This window comes from Pseudoalteromonas sp. SR43-3 (assembly GCF_014163875.1).
In the GTDB taxonomy this organism is placed as follows: domain Bacteria; phylum Pseudomonadota; class Gammaproteobacteria; order Enterobacterales; family Alteromonadaceae; genus Pseudoalteromonas; species Pseudoalteromonas distincta.
Genome location: NZ_JACJEC010000007.1, coordinates 193,565 through 209,830, shown reverse-complemented (window position 1 = coordinate 209,830; position 16,266 = coordinate 193,565). Strand labels below are relative to the sequence as shown.

Annotated in this window: 13 protein-coding genes and 1 rRNA gene; 13 read left to right on the top strand and 1 reads right to left on the bottom strand. The window is 38.7% G+C overall.

The features are described 5' to 3' along the window. From rrf to ihfA, 6 genes are all read left to right on the top strand, one after another. Positions 1–112, top strand: a 5S ribosomal RNA gene (rrf, locus tag H5088_RS11290); the annotation flags it as partial. A 434-nt stretch (positions 113–546) separates the two neighbouring features. Next, complete coding sequence (locus tag H5088_RS11285; protein ID WP_024596168.1) at positions 547–1,602, top strand: DUF2066 domain-containing protein; 1,056 nt, start codon at positions 547–549, stop codon at positions 1,600–1,602. Next, positions 1,602–2,312 (top strand): DnaA regulatory inactivator Hda, encoded by a 711-nt coding sequence (gene hda, locus H5088_RS11280; RefSeq protein WP_002960693.1) that lies wholly within the window; start codon positions 1,602–1,604, stop codon positions 2,310–2,312. Before H5088_RS11285 ends, hda begins: the two co-directional genes overlap by 1 nt. Positions 2,313–2,656: 344 nt before the next feature. Continuing rightward, positions 2,657–3,637, top strand: a complete 981-nt coding sequence (gene pheS, locus H5088_RS11275) for a phenylalanine--tRNA ligase subunit alpha (protein ID WP_002960692.1) — start codon at positions 2,657–2,659, stop codon at positions 3,635–3,637. Between the two features lie 15 nt (positions 3,638–3,652). Continuing rightward, positions 3,653–6,040 (top strand): phenylalanine--tRNA ligase subunit beta, encoded by a 2,388-nt coding sequence (gene pheT / locus H5088_RS11270; RefSeq protein ID WP_002960691.1) that lies wholly within the window; start codon positions 3,653–3,655, stop codon positions 6,038–6,040. Between the two features lie 2 nt (positions 6,041–6,042). Continuing rightward, complete coding sequence (gene ihfA / locus H5088_RS11265) at positions 6,043–6,342, top strand: integration host factor subunit alpha (protein ID WP_002960690.1); 300 nt, start codon at positions 6,043–6,045, stop codon at positions 6,340–6,342. Positions 6,343–6,580: 238 nt separating this feature from the next. On the opposite strand, the gene H5088_RS11260 is transcribed toward ihfA, so the two are convergent. Beyond that, positions 6,581–7,381, bottom strand: a complete 801-nt coding sequence (locus H5088_RS11260; protein ID WP_024596170.1) for a DUF2989 domain-containing protein — start codon at positions 7,379–7,381, stop codon at positions 6,581–6,583. 174 nt (positions 7,382–7,555) lie between these two features. Here H5088_RS11260 and H5088_RS11255 point away from each other — a divergent pair, with 174 nt between their 5' ends. From H5088_RS11255 to H5088_RS11225, 7 genes are all read left to right on the top strand, one after another. Next, positions 7,556–8,998 carry a glyceraldehyde-3-phosphate dehydrogenase gene (locus H5088_RS11255; RefSeq protein WP_002960684.1) on the top strand — a complete coding sequence of 481 codons (1,443 nt, stop codon included), beginning with the start codon at positions 7,556–7,558 and terminating at the stop codon, positions 8,996–8,998. A gap of 183 nt (positions 8,999–9,181) precedes the next feature. Continuing rightward, a complete protein-coding gene (locus H5088_RS11250; RefSeq protein WP_002960683.1) occupies positions 9,182–10,309 on the top strand; it encodes a M14-type cytosolic carboxypeptidase in 1,128 nt (375 codons plus the stop codon). 378 nt (positions 10,310–10,687) lie between these two features. Continuing rightward, on the top strand, positions 10,688–12,190 hold the full coding sequence (locus tag H5088_RS11245; RefSeq protein ID WP_002960681.1) for a sodium:alanine symporter family protein: 1,503 nt from the start codon (positions 10,688–10,690) through the stop codon (positions 12,188–12,190). Between the two features lie 139 nt (positions 12,191–12,329). Further along, on the top strand, positions 12,330–12,656 hold the full coding sequence (locus tag H5088_RS11240; protein ID WP_002960680.1) for a hypothetical protein: 327 nt from the start codon (positions 12,330–12,332) through the stop codon (positions 12,654–12,656). Position 12,657: 1 nt separating this feature from the next. Then, positions 12,658–12,939: a YeaC family protein gene (locus H5088_RS11235; RefSeq protein WP_007378333.1), complete on the top strand. Its 282-nt coding sequence runs from the start codon at positions 12,658–12,660 to the stop codon at positions 12,937–12,939. After that, complete coding sequence (locus H5088_RS11230) at positions 12,929–15,610, top strand: DUF349 domain-containing protein (RefSeq protein ID WP_182752888.1); 2,682 nt, start codon at positions 12,929–12,931, stop codon at positions 15,608–15,610. The genes H5088_RS11235 and H5088_RS11230 overlap by 11 nt, the downstream gene beginning before the upstream one ends. 100 nt (positions 15,611–15,710) lie before the next feature. Next, positions 15,711–16,265 carry a DUF1439 domain-containing protein gene (locus H5088_RS11225; RefSeq protein ID WP_002960677.1) on the top strand — a complete coding sequence of 185 codons (555 nt, stop codon included), beginning with the start codon at positions 15,711–15,713 and terminating at the stop codon, positions 16,263–16,265. The last annotated feature ends 1 nt before the right edge of the window (position 16,266 follow it).

Here is a 16,266-nt window from a genome sequence, read left to right as displayed (position 1 = left end):
GGTGACAATAGCGTTTTGGACCCACCTGACTCCATGCCGAACTCAGTAGTGAAACGAAACAGCGCCGATGATAGTGTAGCATTTGCTATGTGAAAGTAGGACATTACCAGGCTTCAAATTGTAGAAAGCCCGACTAGAAATAGTCGGGCTTTTTTACGTCTGCAGAAAAGTGAAATACGCGTAATTAACACCCACTCATATCGCGCCACAAAGATAGTGTAGCATTTGCTATGTGACTTTCTACCGCTGTGGGCACTACGACATCCTACTGCGTAGCGCACCGACTTCAAATCGTAGAGAGCCCGACTAGAAATAGTCGGGCTTTTTTACGTCTGCAGAAAAGTGAAATGCGCGCAATTAACACACATTCACATCAACACCATCACGTAGGTCGGGTGAGCTTAGCCACTCCTGAAGTTAATTTAATCTTTTTTATTTTTTATAAAAGCTAATTACTCTCATTTCCTTAGATAACAAATTTAATTTTGCTTTGTTACTGTCTTTGATTTAGGATCAAATCAGTTTAAAACCAAGAACTAACAGCCTGTGTATAGATTATTAATTAGCGCCATATCCATTTTATTTTGTTTTTCTGTGTCGGCAGTTGAAGTAACTGATCTATATCAAGATATTTTAAAAGTGGATGACAAAACACGAGATACTCGATTAGCTGCGAGTCGAAAAGCTTTGCTTAATGTTTTAGTGAAAGTAAGCGGTGATGAAACTGCGGATCAAAATAAGTTAGCGCAGCAACGTACTAAAGATATTTCTGATTATATGCTTAAGTTTGAATATGACGAGAGAGCAAATGGACAATTGAAACTCGTTGTTAAATTTGAAGCTCGAAAGATCAACGCGCTAATCAAAGAGTTAAACTTACCTTTATGGGGAGTACAACGTCCATTAGTCGCAATATGGTTAGGTATTGAAGACAATTGGCGCAGAGAATTAGTAACACAAGAAAGTTACCCGCAATTAGAGCAGTTAATTTATGACAAAGCAGGGCGTCGTGGTTTACCTGTCGTTGTTCCATTACTTGATTTACAAGATCGACGTCTAGTAGGTATTCCTGAGGTATGGGGTAACTTTTCTGAACCAGTAGAAGAGGCCTCTAGACGCTACAGTGCTGAGCGAAGTATTACAGCAAGAATGTATAAAGAAGCTGATAGCGAAAATTGGATTTTAGATTGGCGTTTTACTAATGATGATCAATTTGATTCAAATAGATTAACGGGCGATAAGCAGCAAATAGTGAGTCAAATGATTGATACCTTAGCACGAGGTCTTGCAAGCGAGTATGCAATTGACCCAAATGCTTATTATGAACAAGCAACTGCTACGCTCACGCTAAAAGGCACACAAAGTTTTGTTGATATAGAATTAGCGAAACGAAGATTATTGAGCCTAAGTGTTGTTACGCAAGTCAAAATTGTTCGTAAAACACCGGAATTTGTTGAATTTAAATTAAATCATACTGGTAACTTGAGTGATCTTAAAAAAGGGTTAGGGCTAGACTCTTCATTTAAAGATTATGAGGATCCACGCGCATTTTATCATGTTGTTGATAAAAATAGCTTAGAGTATCAATGGGTAACACCATAATGCTAATGTCTGAGCCGATGCAAATGGCACTACCGGTTACTTTACCGGATGACGAAACATTTGCATCGTATTTTGGGGGAGAAGACTCTTTGGAGGTTAATCACCTAAAAGATAGCTTTTCCAAATTAGCAAAAACGTTTCAGTATACATACCTATGTGGTTTAGGTGATTCGGGCAAGTCTCATCTTTTATATGCAACCTGCATAAAAGCACAAGAGCGTGGCTTATCTAATATGTTGCTGTCTATGCGCGAAGTAATTGACTTTGGACCTATGGTATTAGACGGTTTAGAAGCACTTGATGTTCTATGTATTGATGACGTGCATTTAGTTGCAGGGAATGATGCGTGGGAAAAAGCACTATTTAACTTTTTTAACCGATTTAACGAACCCGGTAAAATGTTAGTAGTAACTGCTGATTTACTTCCTAGCATGCTCAATATATCTCTGCCTGATTTAGAGTCTCGTTTAACGTGGGGAACAACCTTTCAAATTCGTTCTATGAGTGATGACGATAAAGCACAAGCACTTGTTAAGCGCGCTCACATGCGCGGCCTTGAATTAAGTGATGAGTGTGCACGCTTTTTATTAACCCGTTTAAGCCGTGATATGCGAGCTTTATTAGATGTACTCGACAAATTAGATCATGCATCTATGGCTGCACAGCGAAAATTAACTATTCCTTTTATAAAATCAACGTTAAAGCTGTAGTAGGTCTAGAATCTAGACCCTGCTTTCAGTTATCATAAGCTATTATCAGAGCGTGTTTACCTTTCCTGATTGGAATTTGTTTAATTTAAGTGGGCTTTAATCGCGTCGTGAGGACATTAGCATAGTTTTTATATGCAATACCCGAACAACAAAGAGAGTAGCCACAAGATAAACACTTCGAACAACACGTGTTTGGTCTTTATTTAGGGTTATTGCATGACTTATGTAGGAAACTACAGCCCAATGCTTAACCTTATTTAATAGCCAACCACACAGTTGAGAAGCAATCTTGAAAGGCCAACACGCTCTTAAGCAATCACCTTCTGTGAAAGATCAGGTATCGAATGAACTTAGAAAATATATTAGCGCAAGCACTTGAGGCGGTAGCCAGTGCCAGTGAAATAGCGCAGTTAGAAGATATCAGGGTTAATTACCTTGGTAAAAAAGGCGAAATCACTAGCTTACTTAAAACGTTAGGTAAAATAGCACCTGAAGAACGTAAAGAAGCAGGCCAAGTTATAAACCAAGCTAAACAGGATGTGCAAGCTGCTATTAACGAAAAGCGTGAATTGCTTGCAAGTAAAGCACTTGAAGAAAAGCTAGCTGCTGAAACTATAGATGTAACTCTGCCAGGACGTGTTATGCCTACCGGCGGTTTACACCCAGTTACGCGCACTATTGAGCGTATAGAAAGCTTTTTTGGTGAGTTAGGTTTTGAAGTTAAATCTGGTCCAGAAATCGAAGACGATTTTCATAACTTTGATGCGCTAAATATCCCTGAGCACCATCCAGCACGTGCTGATCATGATACCTTTTATTTCAATCCTAAATTAGTACTACGCACACAAACTAGTGGCGTGCAAATTCGTACTATGGAAACTGAGCAGCCACCACTGCGCATTATTTCACCTGGACGTGTATACCGTAACGATTACGACCAAACACATACACCAATGTTCCACCAGGTTGAAGGTTTAATGGTTGATACCGATGTTAGCTTTACGGAGTTAAAAGGTATTTTGCATGATTTTTTACGTAACTTCTTTGAAGAGGATATGGAAATTCGTTTCCGTCCTTCATTCTTCCCATTTACAGAACCTTCAGCTGAAGTAGATGTTATGGGTAAAGACGGTAAGTGGTTAGAAGTACTAGGCTGCGGCATGGTACATCCCAATGTACTTAAGTCTGTGGGCATTGACCCAGAAAAATACACCGGCTTTGCCTTTGGCATGGGTGTAGAGCGTTTAACAATGTTGCGCTATGGCGTAAACGATTTGCGTGCATTTTTCGAAAATGACTTAAAATTCCTGAACCAGTTCCGTTAAGAGTGAAACAATAAAATGAAATTTAGTGAAAAGTGGTTAAGAGAGTGGGTTAATCCTGCTATTGATACGCAAGCTCTTTCGGAACAGCTTTCAATGGCTGGTCTAGAAGTTGATGGTGTTGAGCCTGCTGCTGCCAAATTTAATGGCGTAGTTGTTGGTGAAGTTGTTGAATGTGGTCAACACCCTGATGCAGATAAACTTCGTGTTACCAAAATTAACGTAGGTGGCGATGAGCTACTTGATATCGTGTGTGGTGCACCAAATTGTCGTTTAGGTATTAAAGTTGCTGTTGCAACTGTGGGCGCTGTACTTCCTGGTGACTTTAAAATTAAAAAAGCCAAACTACGCGGCCAACCTTCAAACGGAATGCTATGTGCTTTTGTTGAGCTAGGTATTAGCGAAGAAGGCGACGGCATTATGGAATTGCCAAGCGATGCACCAGTAGGCACTGATTTACGTGACTACCTAGGTCTTGATGACAATATTATAGATGTTGACTTAACACCAAATCGTGGTGATTGTTTAGGTATTAAAGGCCTTGCTCGTGAAGTAGGTGTTTTAAATAGCATTGACGTAAATGTATTAGATATCCCAGCGGTTACGCCAACAATTGATGACAAAGTATCAATTGAGCTAGTTAACGAAGATGCATGTCCTCGTTACCTTGGCCGTGTGATAAAGGGCATTAACCTTGATGCTGAAACACCACTTTGGATGGTTGAAAAATTACGTCGTAGTGGCGTACGTTCTATCGATCCTGTAGTTGATGTTACTAACTATGTATTACTTGAACTTGGTCACCCAATGCACGCGTTTGATTTAAATGCGATTGAAGGTGGTATTAAAGTTCGTAGTGCAAACGCAGGCGAAGAACTTGTTTTATTAGACGGTAATACCGCTAAATTAAACGACACAACACTTGTGATAGCCGATCATAATAAAGCACTTGCAATTGCGGGTATTTTTGGTGGGGAGCAATCAGGTGTTACAGATAAAACATCTGATATATTACTTGAAAGCGCATTTTTTAATCCTGTAGCAATTGCAGGACAAGCACGTAGCTACGGTTTACACACTGATGCTTCACACCGTTATGAACGCGGTGTTGATTTTGCTCTACAACACGATGCAATGGAACGTGCAACAGCACTTCTTCTTGAAATTGTGGGGGGTCAAGCAGGTCCAGTAGTTGAAGCTGTTGCGGCTGATAAACTACCAAAAGTGACTGAAGTACGTCTTCGTCGTGCACGTTTAGACCGTGTTATTGGTCATCATATTGAAGATGCTAAAGTAACAGATATTCTTACGCGTTTAGGTCTTGATGTTAAAGTAGAAAATGAAAGCTGGAGTGCGGACGTACCAAGCTACCGTTTTGATATTCGCATCGAAGAAGATTTAATTGAAGAAGTAGCACGTGTTTACGGTTACAACAGCATTCCAAATGTTGCACCAACTGCAAAACTTAAAATGACGACACATAACGAAGCAACTATTGCGCTTAGCAAGTTCCGCAATACGTTAGTGACTCGTGGTTACCAAGAAGCAATTACGTACAGCTTTGTAGACCCTAAAGCACAAGCTATTTTACACCCAGAGTGTAAAGCAATGGTATTACCGCATCCTATTTCAATTGAAATGTCAGCAATGCGTGTAAGTTTAATGCCGGGTTTATTAGCGTCTGTAGCGTATAACCAAAATCGCCAACAGCCTCGTATTCGTTTATTCGAACATGGTCTTAAATTTATAAGCGACGAAAGTGCAGAAAATGGTGTTTACCAAGTACCGGTTATTGGCGGTGTTATTACGGGTCTTGTAAATGGTGAACATTGGGTTGAAGAAAAACGCAATGTTGATTTTTACGATTTAAAAGGTGATGTTGAAGCCTTACTTGCAATTACCAATGACATTACTCGCTTTGAAATTAAAGCCGAGCAGTCAGATGGACTTCACCCTGGTCAATCAGCAGTAATATATGTTGATGGTAAAAAGGTTGGTTTTTTTGGTGCTTTACATCCTCAAGCTCAAAAGTCGTTAGATATCAACAACGCAACTTTTGTTTTTGAAATTGAAATGTCAGCAATAGAAAAAAGAAATTTACCGCAAGCCGAAGGGGTGTCTAAATTCCCTTCAAATCGCCGCGACATCGCGATTTTAGTGGCAGACAGCGTTAAATCTGGCGACATTTTAAGCGTGATCGAAAAAGTTGGCGGAAATCAATTGGTTGACCTAAACTTATTCGATGTGTATAAGGGCAAAGGTATTGAGCCAAATTATAAGAGTTTGGCGATTGCTCTAACACTGCAAGCGGTTGATAGAACACTCGAAGAGAAAGATATCAATCTAGTAGTTGATAACGTGGTGGCCGAATTGGCCGAACAGTTTAATGCATCGTTGAGGGACTAGATATGGCGCTTACTAAAGCCGACATAGCTGAACACCTATTTGAAAAGCTCGGGATCAATAAAAAAGATGCCAAAGATTTAGTTGAAGCGTTTTTTGAAGAAATCCGCTCAGCGCTAGAAAAAGGCGAGCAGGTTAAGCTCTCTGGATTTGGTAACTTTGATCTTCGAGACAAAAAAGAAAGACCAGGCCGCAACCCGAAAACAGGCGAAGATATTCCTATTTCGGCACGTCGCGTGGTGACTTTTCGACCAGGTCAAAAGCTTAAAACCCGCGTAGAAGTGGGCACAAGCAAAGCAAAATAAAAAAAGGCAGCGTAAGCTGCCTTTTTATTTGCCTGAATAACCTAGTTATTAAATTATACCAACCTGCATAAATCTTTGATCAATTTAACGAATTAAATAACACTATAACGTCGTTAAAATATTTTTATCTAGAACAACTAGATACAAAATTTTTGCCTAGTTCTAGCGTAATTTCCTTAACGTTAAATAGACCCCATACATAAGCAGATTGGTATTAGGTTATTTTTGCGATTATAAATTAAAACTCTCGAGGAGATACAAAATCACCTGCCATTATTTGCTGAAATGTTTGCTCTGCAAGTACATCTAGGCTATCTAAGCTTTTACCATTTGCGACTAATTTCTGCTCAATTTCAAATACATCAATATTTTCAATCCCCGACATTTGCGCTACTTTAGAAAATATATATGCGTGCTTAAACTTATCATGTTTATAAAAAAGACTAATAAGTGATGTATACACTTCCGGATTCGGTATGTTGTCTTTTTTATTGAGCTCTAGAGTTTTATAAAGTAAATCAATGGTTTTTTCATCATCAAATTTAATATAGTACGATGCTAAAAAAAATTGCATTTCGGCACTTTGCGTTACACTTTTATCATTTTCTATAGCCAATAATTTAGTCAACGCACTTTGGTTGTTATTTCGTGACCATTGGTAGTAGAGCAAACCTGGGTGGTTTGTATTTTGGGTATCTTGATATAACCGAGTCATTTCTTTAATACTCGTTAATTGACCATCAATACGTGACGTTTTTTTAGCTTTTAACTTAATATGTTCAATTTTAGCGGCCAAAGTTATGCATTGGTTATAAGATTCAAAATCCTTGAGTAATTGGTATTTATTTTCATCAGTAGGGTCTTTGTATTCTATGTAGCGTTTGATAATTACATCAGAACGCTCATCCTTGCAGTGACTGTCTTTGTTTAAGTCGCTACAAAAACCAGGTGTTTCTTTGCACACTTGTGCGAGTGTTAACGGCTCTTCACACCCTGCCAATGTTAGCAAACCCAATAGTACACTTGCTTTTTTAAGCATTCCTTAACCCCAAATGAATATTTACTTTGTTATTCTAACGCAATCATTTAACGCCTAACAGTAGAGAATAACTTCAGTTTAAATTAGAATAGCCCTGCCTGAAGTGCATTACTCTCAAAATATAGTGCATTTTTAAAGGCTATCCGTTCAAAATGATAAACTTAGGTAAATAAAATGACCTCATCTCACGAGTTAGAATACACAAATAGTTGGCAAGAGCGCCAAGATTACGCAGAAAGCATGCAACCAATTATTGGTAAGCTTTACCGTAATCGTGGTATCGAAATCGCTGTATATGGCCGTCCTCTCGTAAATGCCAGTACTATCGATATTATCAAATCTCACAAAACCGTTGCTCAGTTTGAAGGCACTAAATTACGTTTGCGCGAAAGCTTCCCATTTTTAGAAGCTATCAGCAAAATGGAATTAAACTCAGCACGTATTGATATTGGTAAGCTTGCATATAGTTATTTGTTCACTGAAGCCGCAAAAGGTCGTTCAGTAGAAGAGTTTGTAAAAGATGAACTTGCAGAAATAACAGACTCACCAGCGAAAGAGCCACGCGATGTAGTATTGTATGGTTTTGGTCGTATCGGTCGTTTATTAGCGCGTTTATTAATTGAAAAATCAGGTCCATATTCAGATTTACGTTTGCGCGCTATTGTTGTGCGTGGTGGTAAAGATGGGGATCTTGAAAAGCGTGCAAGCTTACTGCGTCGTGATTCAATTCACGGTCCATTCAATGGCTCAATCACGATTGATAAAGAACGCAATGCAATTAAAGCTAACGGTAGCTACATTCAAGTTATTTACGCTAACTCTCCTAGCGAAATTGATTACACTCAATACGGTATCGACAATGCATTAATTGTTGATAACACCGGTATTTGGAAAGACGAAGCGGGCCTTGGCCAGCACCTAGAGTGTAAGGGCGCTGCAAAAGTATTATTAACAGCTCCTGCAAAAGGCAATATCAAAAACATCGTATATGGTGTTAATAACAAAGATATTTTACCTGAAGATAAAATTGTTTGTGCAGCAAGCTGTACAACCAATGCAATTACACCAACGCTTAAAGCATTAAACGATAAGTTTGGTATCAATAATGGCCATGTTGAAACTGTACACTCGTACACGAACGATCAAAACCTTATTGATAACTACCACAAAGCAGAGCGCCGTGGCCGTGCCGCAGCACTCAATATGGTAATTACTGAAACAGGTGCTGCAAAAGCGGTTTCAAAAGCATTACCAGAGCTTGAAGGCAAGTTAACAGGTAACGCAATCCGCGTACCTACACCTAATGTGTCGCTAGCTATTTTAAATCTTAACTTAGCAACAAGCACATCAGTTGAAGAGCTAAACGCATTTTTACGCGATACAGCACTTCATTCAGACTTACGTGATCAAATTGATTACACTGCATCAACGGAAATTGTATCTACCGATTTAGTAGGTAGCCGTTACGCAGGTGTTGTTGATTCACAAGCAACAATTGTTGAAGATAACCGTATTGTTTTATATGTATGGTACGACAATGAGTTTGGTTACAGCTGCCAAGTAGTTCGTTGTATGCGCGATATGGCCGAAGTGTCATTCCCAAGCTTACCTCGCTAATTTATTTGCAGTGACTTAAAAGCCAGCATGTTGCTGGCTTTTTTGGTCGTGTATTATTTTTAAAGCGTATGCCTTGTGATAGGCTTTAATTAAGAAGATGCACATTCGTTTTACTATTTATAAAATAATGTCAGTTCTGTGAATTAATAAGCAGATAAACTTATTCAACCTAAAGGTTTTTTCATGAAAATCAGCAGCAATTTCGACAGTGGTAATATCAAAGTTATTGAAGCCACCGATCCTTTAAATATTCAATTAGAAATTAATAAAGATCACCAGTCTGAATTTTATCAGTGGTTTCACTTTCGTCTTGAAACAACACCTTACCAATTGCATAAGTTAAATATTAATGAGCTTGATAAATCAGCTTACCCAGATGGTTGGGAAGGGTACCAAGCCGTTGCATCATATGACCGCCAAACATGGTTTCGTGTACCATCAAGCTATGAAAATGGCACATTAAGCTTTGAAATTGAACCAGAGTGCGGCAGCGTATATTTTGCTTACTTTGCGCCATACAGTTACGACCGCCATTTAGATTTATTATCTTGGGCACAAAGCCAAGGCGCTTGCCAATTAATAACGCTTGGTGAAACACTCGATGGCCGCGATATGAGTGTGCTTAAAATTGGTGAGCCAAGTGAAGACAAGAAAACCATTTGGATCACAGCACGTCAACACCCAGGTGAAACAATGGCGCAGTGGTATGTTGAAGGTCTACTGCACAAACTTCTTGATGACGAAGACCCACATGCAGCTGCGCTTCTATCAAAAGCAGTTTTTTACGTTGTGCCTAATATGAATCCAGACGGTAGCGCACGCGGACATCTTCGTACTAACGCTAAAGGTGTTAACTTAAACCGTGAATGGCAAACACCAAGCATGGAAAATAGCCCTGAGGTTTACTTAGTGCTTAATAAAATGCGCGAAGCTGGCTTAGATATGCACTTAGACATACACGGCGATGAAGCTATCCCATATAACTTTGTGGCAGGAAGTGAAGGTATTCCAAGTTACGATGAACGCTTAAAAGGCTTAGAAGATAGCTTTAAAGCTGCGCTTTTAACTATTACACCTGAGTTTCAAGATGAGCATGGCTATCCAAAAGATGAGCCAGGTCAAGCTAACCTAACGGTAGGTTCATCAGCTACGGCTGAAGAATTCAAAGCATTAACGTACACAATTGAAATGCCATTTAAAGACAACAACGATTTACCTGATCCAGATTACGGCTGGTCAGATCGTCGTTCGTATCAATTTGGTCAAGATACATTAGCGGCTATTGTTAATGTTGTTGATGATTTAAGATAAAACGTTTATCTAAAAGGGTATCAATAGTTTTGATACCCTTTTTGCTTTTAATAAAACCCTTTGTATAAAAAATAATAATCATATAGCAGCTTTATTCTTAAAACGTTTTCAACGCTTCTTCGCTGCGTATCATCACCGTATCGGTACAAATCAATCTACTTTCATTTAAATACTACAGATGTAATGCCTTTCGCCAAGCGTGTAATTATATATTTTGAAAATTAAGTGTTAACAAAGTTAGGTTACTTAAGTTAAGATTAATTAAATCATGAGTCGGGACGGGAGAGGTAAAACCTTATTTCGTAAAGCTTATGTAGCGTAGTAGCTAAAGCAGAGTCTCGTAATTAAAAATAATAAATATAACTATAGAGGATATCCATGGAAGCTTTTGTAAGTGCTGTTAATGATGTTGTTTGGAGTAATGCACTCATCTATTTATGCCTAGGCGCAGGCTTGTTTTATTCAGTATTAACTCGATTTGCTCAAGTTAGACATTTTAAAGAAATGTGTAAGTTATTATTTAGTCCTAACACGTCTGATAAAGGTATCTCATCTTTTCAAGCCCTTGCAGTATCGTTGTCTGGACGAGTAGGCGTTGGTAATATCGCTGGCGTTGCTGCCGCTATCGGCTTTGGTGGGCCAGGCGCAATTTTTTGGATGTGGGTTGTTGCATTTTTAGGTGCAAGCACTGCATACGCAGAGTCTACTTTAGGCCAAATTTATAAAACAGAAGAAGATGGGCAATACCGTGGTGGCCCAGCGTACTATTTTGACCGTTGTTTAGGGCAAAAGTGGCTAGCTGTTTTATTTGCTGTTTCGGCGATTATTGCCTGTGGTGTTTTTCTACCTGGTGTACAAGCAAATGCAGTAGGTAATGCGTTTACCCAAGTGTTTGGCAGTGGCAACATGGTTACTACTAGCTTTGGTGACGTAGGTAGCTTTAAGTTAGTCGCTTTAGCAATCATCCTTATTGTTTTAGCGTTTATTATTTTTGGCGGTATAAAGCGTATTGCAAACTTTACGCAAGTAGTAGTGCCATTTATGGCACTGGGTTACATAGTACTGGCATTAATCGTGGTATTTTTAAATTTAGATAAAGTAGCTGATATATTCTATTTAATTATTAGTGATGCATTTACTGCACAGGCTGGTTTTGGTGCCGCTATTGGTTGGGGCGTAAAGCGTGGTATATATTCTAATGAAGCTGGCCAAGGTAGTGGGCCTCATGCTGCAGCCGCTGCAGAGGTTGATCACCCAGCTCAACAGGGTTTAGTACAAGCTTTTTCGGTTTACGTTGATACCATTTTTGTGTGTACTGCAACAGCATTAATGATTTTAATAACGCAGCAATATAATGTTGTGGGTGATTTACCAGCAGGACAGTTTATTGTACAAAATGTCGATGCAGCGACTGAAGTTGGCTCAGCAGCCTTTACTCAAATGGCTTTATTTAGTGTATTTGGCAGCTTTGGACAAGCATTTGTCGGTATTGCATTATTCTTCTTTGCCTTTACCACAATACTTGCTTATTACTTCATTGCAGAGACAAATATTGCTTACTTAAATCGTTACTTTAAAGGCAATATCCCGCTTGTCCTTGTGAAATTTGTGATTATGTTCATGGTTGCATACGGTATGGTTAATAATTCAGGTTATATCTGGACTATTGGAGATATTGGCGTTGGCTTAATGGCTTGGATTAACATATTGGGTATTTTAGCTATTTTCTTTGTAGCTAAGCCAGCTTTGTTATGTTTGAGCGATTATGAGGATCAGAAGAAAAAAGGCGGAAAAATCACATTTGACCCAGTTAAATTAGGGATTAAAAACGCCTCGTTTTGGGAAAAGCGTTTAGAGAAACAGTCAAAAGACGCTGAGTAATTAAACTTAGTGGGCAACTTAGAAAATTATAGCCCCTAAATCAGTTGTTGGTTTGAATTCAAAAAAGACAACGAGAAATAAAACAAGTACAATAAAGGCGCCGAAAGGCGCTTTTTTTATGCGTAGTATGGAGAGAAGTATGGCGATTATTCGTTGCCCAAAATGTGCAAAATCAATTTCAGATAAACATAAGCAATGTCCGCATTGCGAAAGCAACATTGCAGAGCTAAACGACGAGCAAGTTTTACAACTTCAGCGCGAACAGCGAATTAAAAAAAAGCAGATGTTTATAAATCACTCCTTTTTGGCGCTTATCTTATTTTTAGGTGGTTTTTTCTGCTTGTACTTTTTACAACCGCAAGAAGAAACACTTCAGTGGTATGCTTACACTGCCGCAATAGGCATAGGCTGTATCTGGTACCTTATAAATCGTATTATTTTAGTGACTCTAAAAAAGAAAAAATGACATGAACATCGACAATCTTGTACAAAATATTACTCCCGAATTATTCGAACGCTTACAATACGGTGCTTCTACTGGCAAGTGGCCAGACGGTACCGTTTTATCAGATGAACAAAAGCAACAAACAGTGCAGTTGGTTATGTTGTATCAAGCAAAGGTGGCTCAATCAAACGAGCAATTTACGATTGGTGCTAATGGTGAAATGATCCAAAAGACAAAAGCTCAACTACAAAAAGAATTCAAATCAGACAACGAAATAGCTAGGTTTAGTGAACATGATCTTTAAGCACCTTTTTACACCTAAGTGGAAACACCCAAAGCAACAAGTACGTCTTGATGCTATCGAAAAATTAGACATTGAACGTGATGCAACCATATTAAACACGTTAGCACTTGAAGATAGCTCAGCTGAAATTCGCCGTAAAGCGCTGCAAAAGGTAAACAATTTGCCGCTATGGTGGAAAGCGTATAAACAAGATCAAGCATTAAAAGATATAGCAGAGCTGCAAATATCTAATGCTGTTTTAAATAGCGAAAGTACATTAACAGCGCAAATCAAAAGTGAATACATAGAGCGTTTTGCACCTGTTAAAACACTCGAAAAGTTAGCATTTGCAGAAAAAGAACTGCAAGTACGCGTTAAATTATTAAAACGTTTAGCAAACCCAAAATTAGTAGAAAAAGCATTTAAAGAAGGTAGCGAAGAGCTACAAACTCAGTTAGTTGAACTTGTTATTACCCATCAATTAATTAAGCCATTAGTAAAACATGCAAAAGGTGATGCAAAAGCAGCACTTGAAACGCATATTGAAAATGAGCGTTTAGCAATTGAAATGCCACTTCAGGTTGAAAGTGCAACACGTGTTATTTTAGCTAAGTTAAATGCTTTACGTGAAAAAACAGATTTTGGTGTTGTAAATTCACAAGCCGGCGAATTAATGGCCCAGTGGCAAGCACTTGAGCTCAAATGGTTAAGTGATGAACGTGTAAAGCTGCTTGATGAAAAATATATTTCTATTACTACTAAGTTAGATGCACACATTGAACAGCTAAAAGCAGTACATGACAAAGAGCAGCAGCAATTAGCGCAACAACAGCGTCAATTATTAGCACTTGCAACACTTGAAGCTTTGGGTGAAGAAATTGAAAATGCCTTACAGCTTGGTCTTGAAACTCCAGAGCAAATTCAACAAGATTGGCTTGATGCAAAAGTAGCGCAAGCTAAGCAAGCTATTAGCGAAACAGAACTTGCTAATAATGCACAATCAAAACTCGCTGTAAGCAAGTTAGAAAAACTATTTACTCAAGTTGCTAAATTACCCGAGCTAACAACTGCTATTAAAGAGTACAAACTCGCTTTTGCAGCATTATGCGAAATTAAGCCAGCAGAAGATTTAGCACAATACGATGCAACTCTAACTGAATTTAATAATGGCTTTAAAGCAGCGCGTAATCATTTGAATGTTTTAGATGGCGCACTGCAAAGTACCTTTAAAACACAGTTAAATGGGCATAAAAAGCAATTTTTAGCACCAATGAATGAGCTAGTTAAGCCACTTGAAAAAAACCAAAGCCAAGCAAAGCGCAAAGCTCGTGATGTTAAGCGCCTAATTGAAGAAGGTCGTTTTAATGTTGCTTTTGGCGTGTTTAAAGGCTTTGAAGAGTTATTTAATACACTTACTGAGCAATATCAGCAGCCACTTGTAAACATAAAAGCAGACCTTGAAGCGCAACTTGCAGATGCGAAAGATTGGCAAAAATACGCTGCAGCACCAAAGCGTAAAGCTTTATTAGAAGAAGTAAGTGCATTAGTAAGCGAAGAGTGTACAGACCCACAACAACGCGCAGAGCAAGTAAAAGCGCTACGTAAACGTTGGAATGAGTTAGGTCGTTTAGACACAGATGAAGAAAAGCTACAAGGTGTGCAGTTTGATGAACAAATCGAGTTGTTATTTGCGCCTTGCCGTAGTTACTTCGCAGAGCAAGAAGTGCAACGCGAAGCATCAAAAGCACAGCGTGAAAGTATTATTAACGACATGCATGCGCTCCATTTACAGCCAACTGCTGAGGATGATTTTGATTGGAAACAATATGAAAGCCAATATAATCGTTTAAATAAAGCGTGGCGCAGTGTGGGTAAAGTTGACCCTAAAACATACCGTACACTAAACGATCGTTATAAAAATGAGCAACAACAAGTACTGGCTTTATTAAACGCATTTCATAAATGTAATGCAGCACTTAAAAATGAGTTAGTAGAAAAAGCGCAGCAATTATCACAAAGCGATGATTTAGCCGCTGCCTGCCAAGAGTTGAAGCAAATGCAGCAGCAATGGCAAACCATTGGCTTTGCTGGTTTAAAAGCTGAAAATGCGTTATGGCAAAAGTTTCGTCAGTATAACGATGAAACATTTACTAAGCGTAGTAGTGAGTTTGAGCAGCAAAAACTCGAGCAAAACGAGTCAGATAAACAAGCAATTGCAGAGCTTGCTGAGCTTGAAGCAGCACTTAGTGATGTTAATCAAAGAGCGCAGTTGCACGACCTAGAAACAAAAGTGAAAGGGTACACGCAATTTAGATCGTTAGCGCCAAAGGTTACTAAACTATTAGCTGCTATTGACGATAAACTTGCATTGCTTACAAGCAAATCAGAGCAAGCTAATCTAGATGCGTTAATTACAGCACTTGAAAACAATGAAGCGTTACCAAGTCAGTATCAAGCACCGCTTAAAACAGCATTAAATACAGATCAACTTATTACGCGCATGGAAATATTAGCGAACGTAAGTTCAACTGATAAGTCACTTAGAATGGCAGAACAAGTAGCCATGTTAGATGACAAACATCGTGGCGAACATGCTGATTTAAACTATTATTTAAAACAGTTATTAGCGCTCAGTGCTGGTTCAGTTGAACCTGACACACTAACGCGACTTAAAGCGACACTTGCAGCTTAATGCACTAGAACCAGCACAATATGTGCTGGTTACTATTTTAATAAGCCGCTTTAATAGCGGCTTTTTTATGTACCACTAATTTATAAACAAAAGGGTTCTCATGAGAATTTTAGTTATTATTGCAGCGTTATTTTTAACCGCCTGTAATACCACGCAAGGCATATCAGTATATTCATTTACTAACTCTGAGGTTGAGTCTGTACTGGGTAAGCAATTACCAAAGTTAAGTGAAAAAGTAAGCTTAATGGGTTTGCCGGTTCAGTTTGATGTAAACGACTTAAGTGTCAACATTGGACCTGATAACCGCGACGTTGTTGTTCTTGGTGCCGATTCTAGCGCTGAAATTAATGCATTCGCTCTTAAATACCCTGTGCGTTTAAAGCTGCAAATTGAAGGTAGCCCATTTTACGACAGTGAGAAAAAAGCAGTGTTTTTACGTAATATTAAATTACTTGATTCGAGTGTAGATGCCGGCGGTTTTAAAGGTAATTTAGGTGCGCTTGATAGCCAAGCAATGGATGTTATTAATGCTTTTTTAGCGGTTAACCCAGTTTATACTCTAAACATGGATGACCCTAAAATGATGCTACTTAGTAAACTTCCACTTGATATGAAAGTGGTTGAAGGCGCAATTAAGCTAGTACCTCGTCTATAAG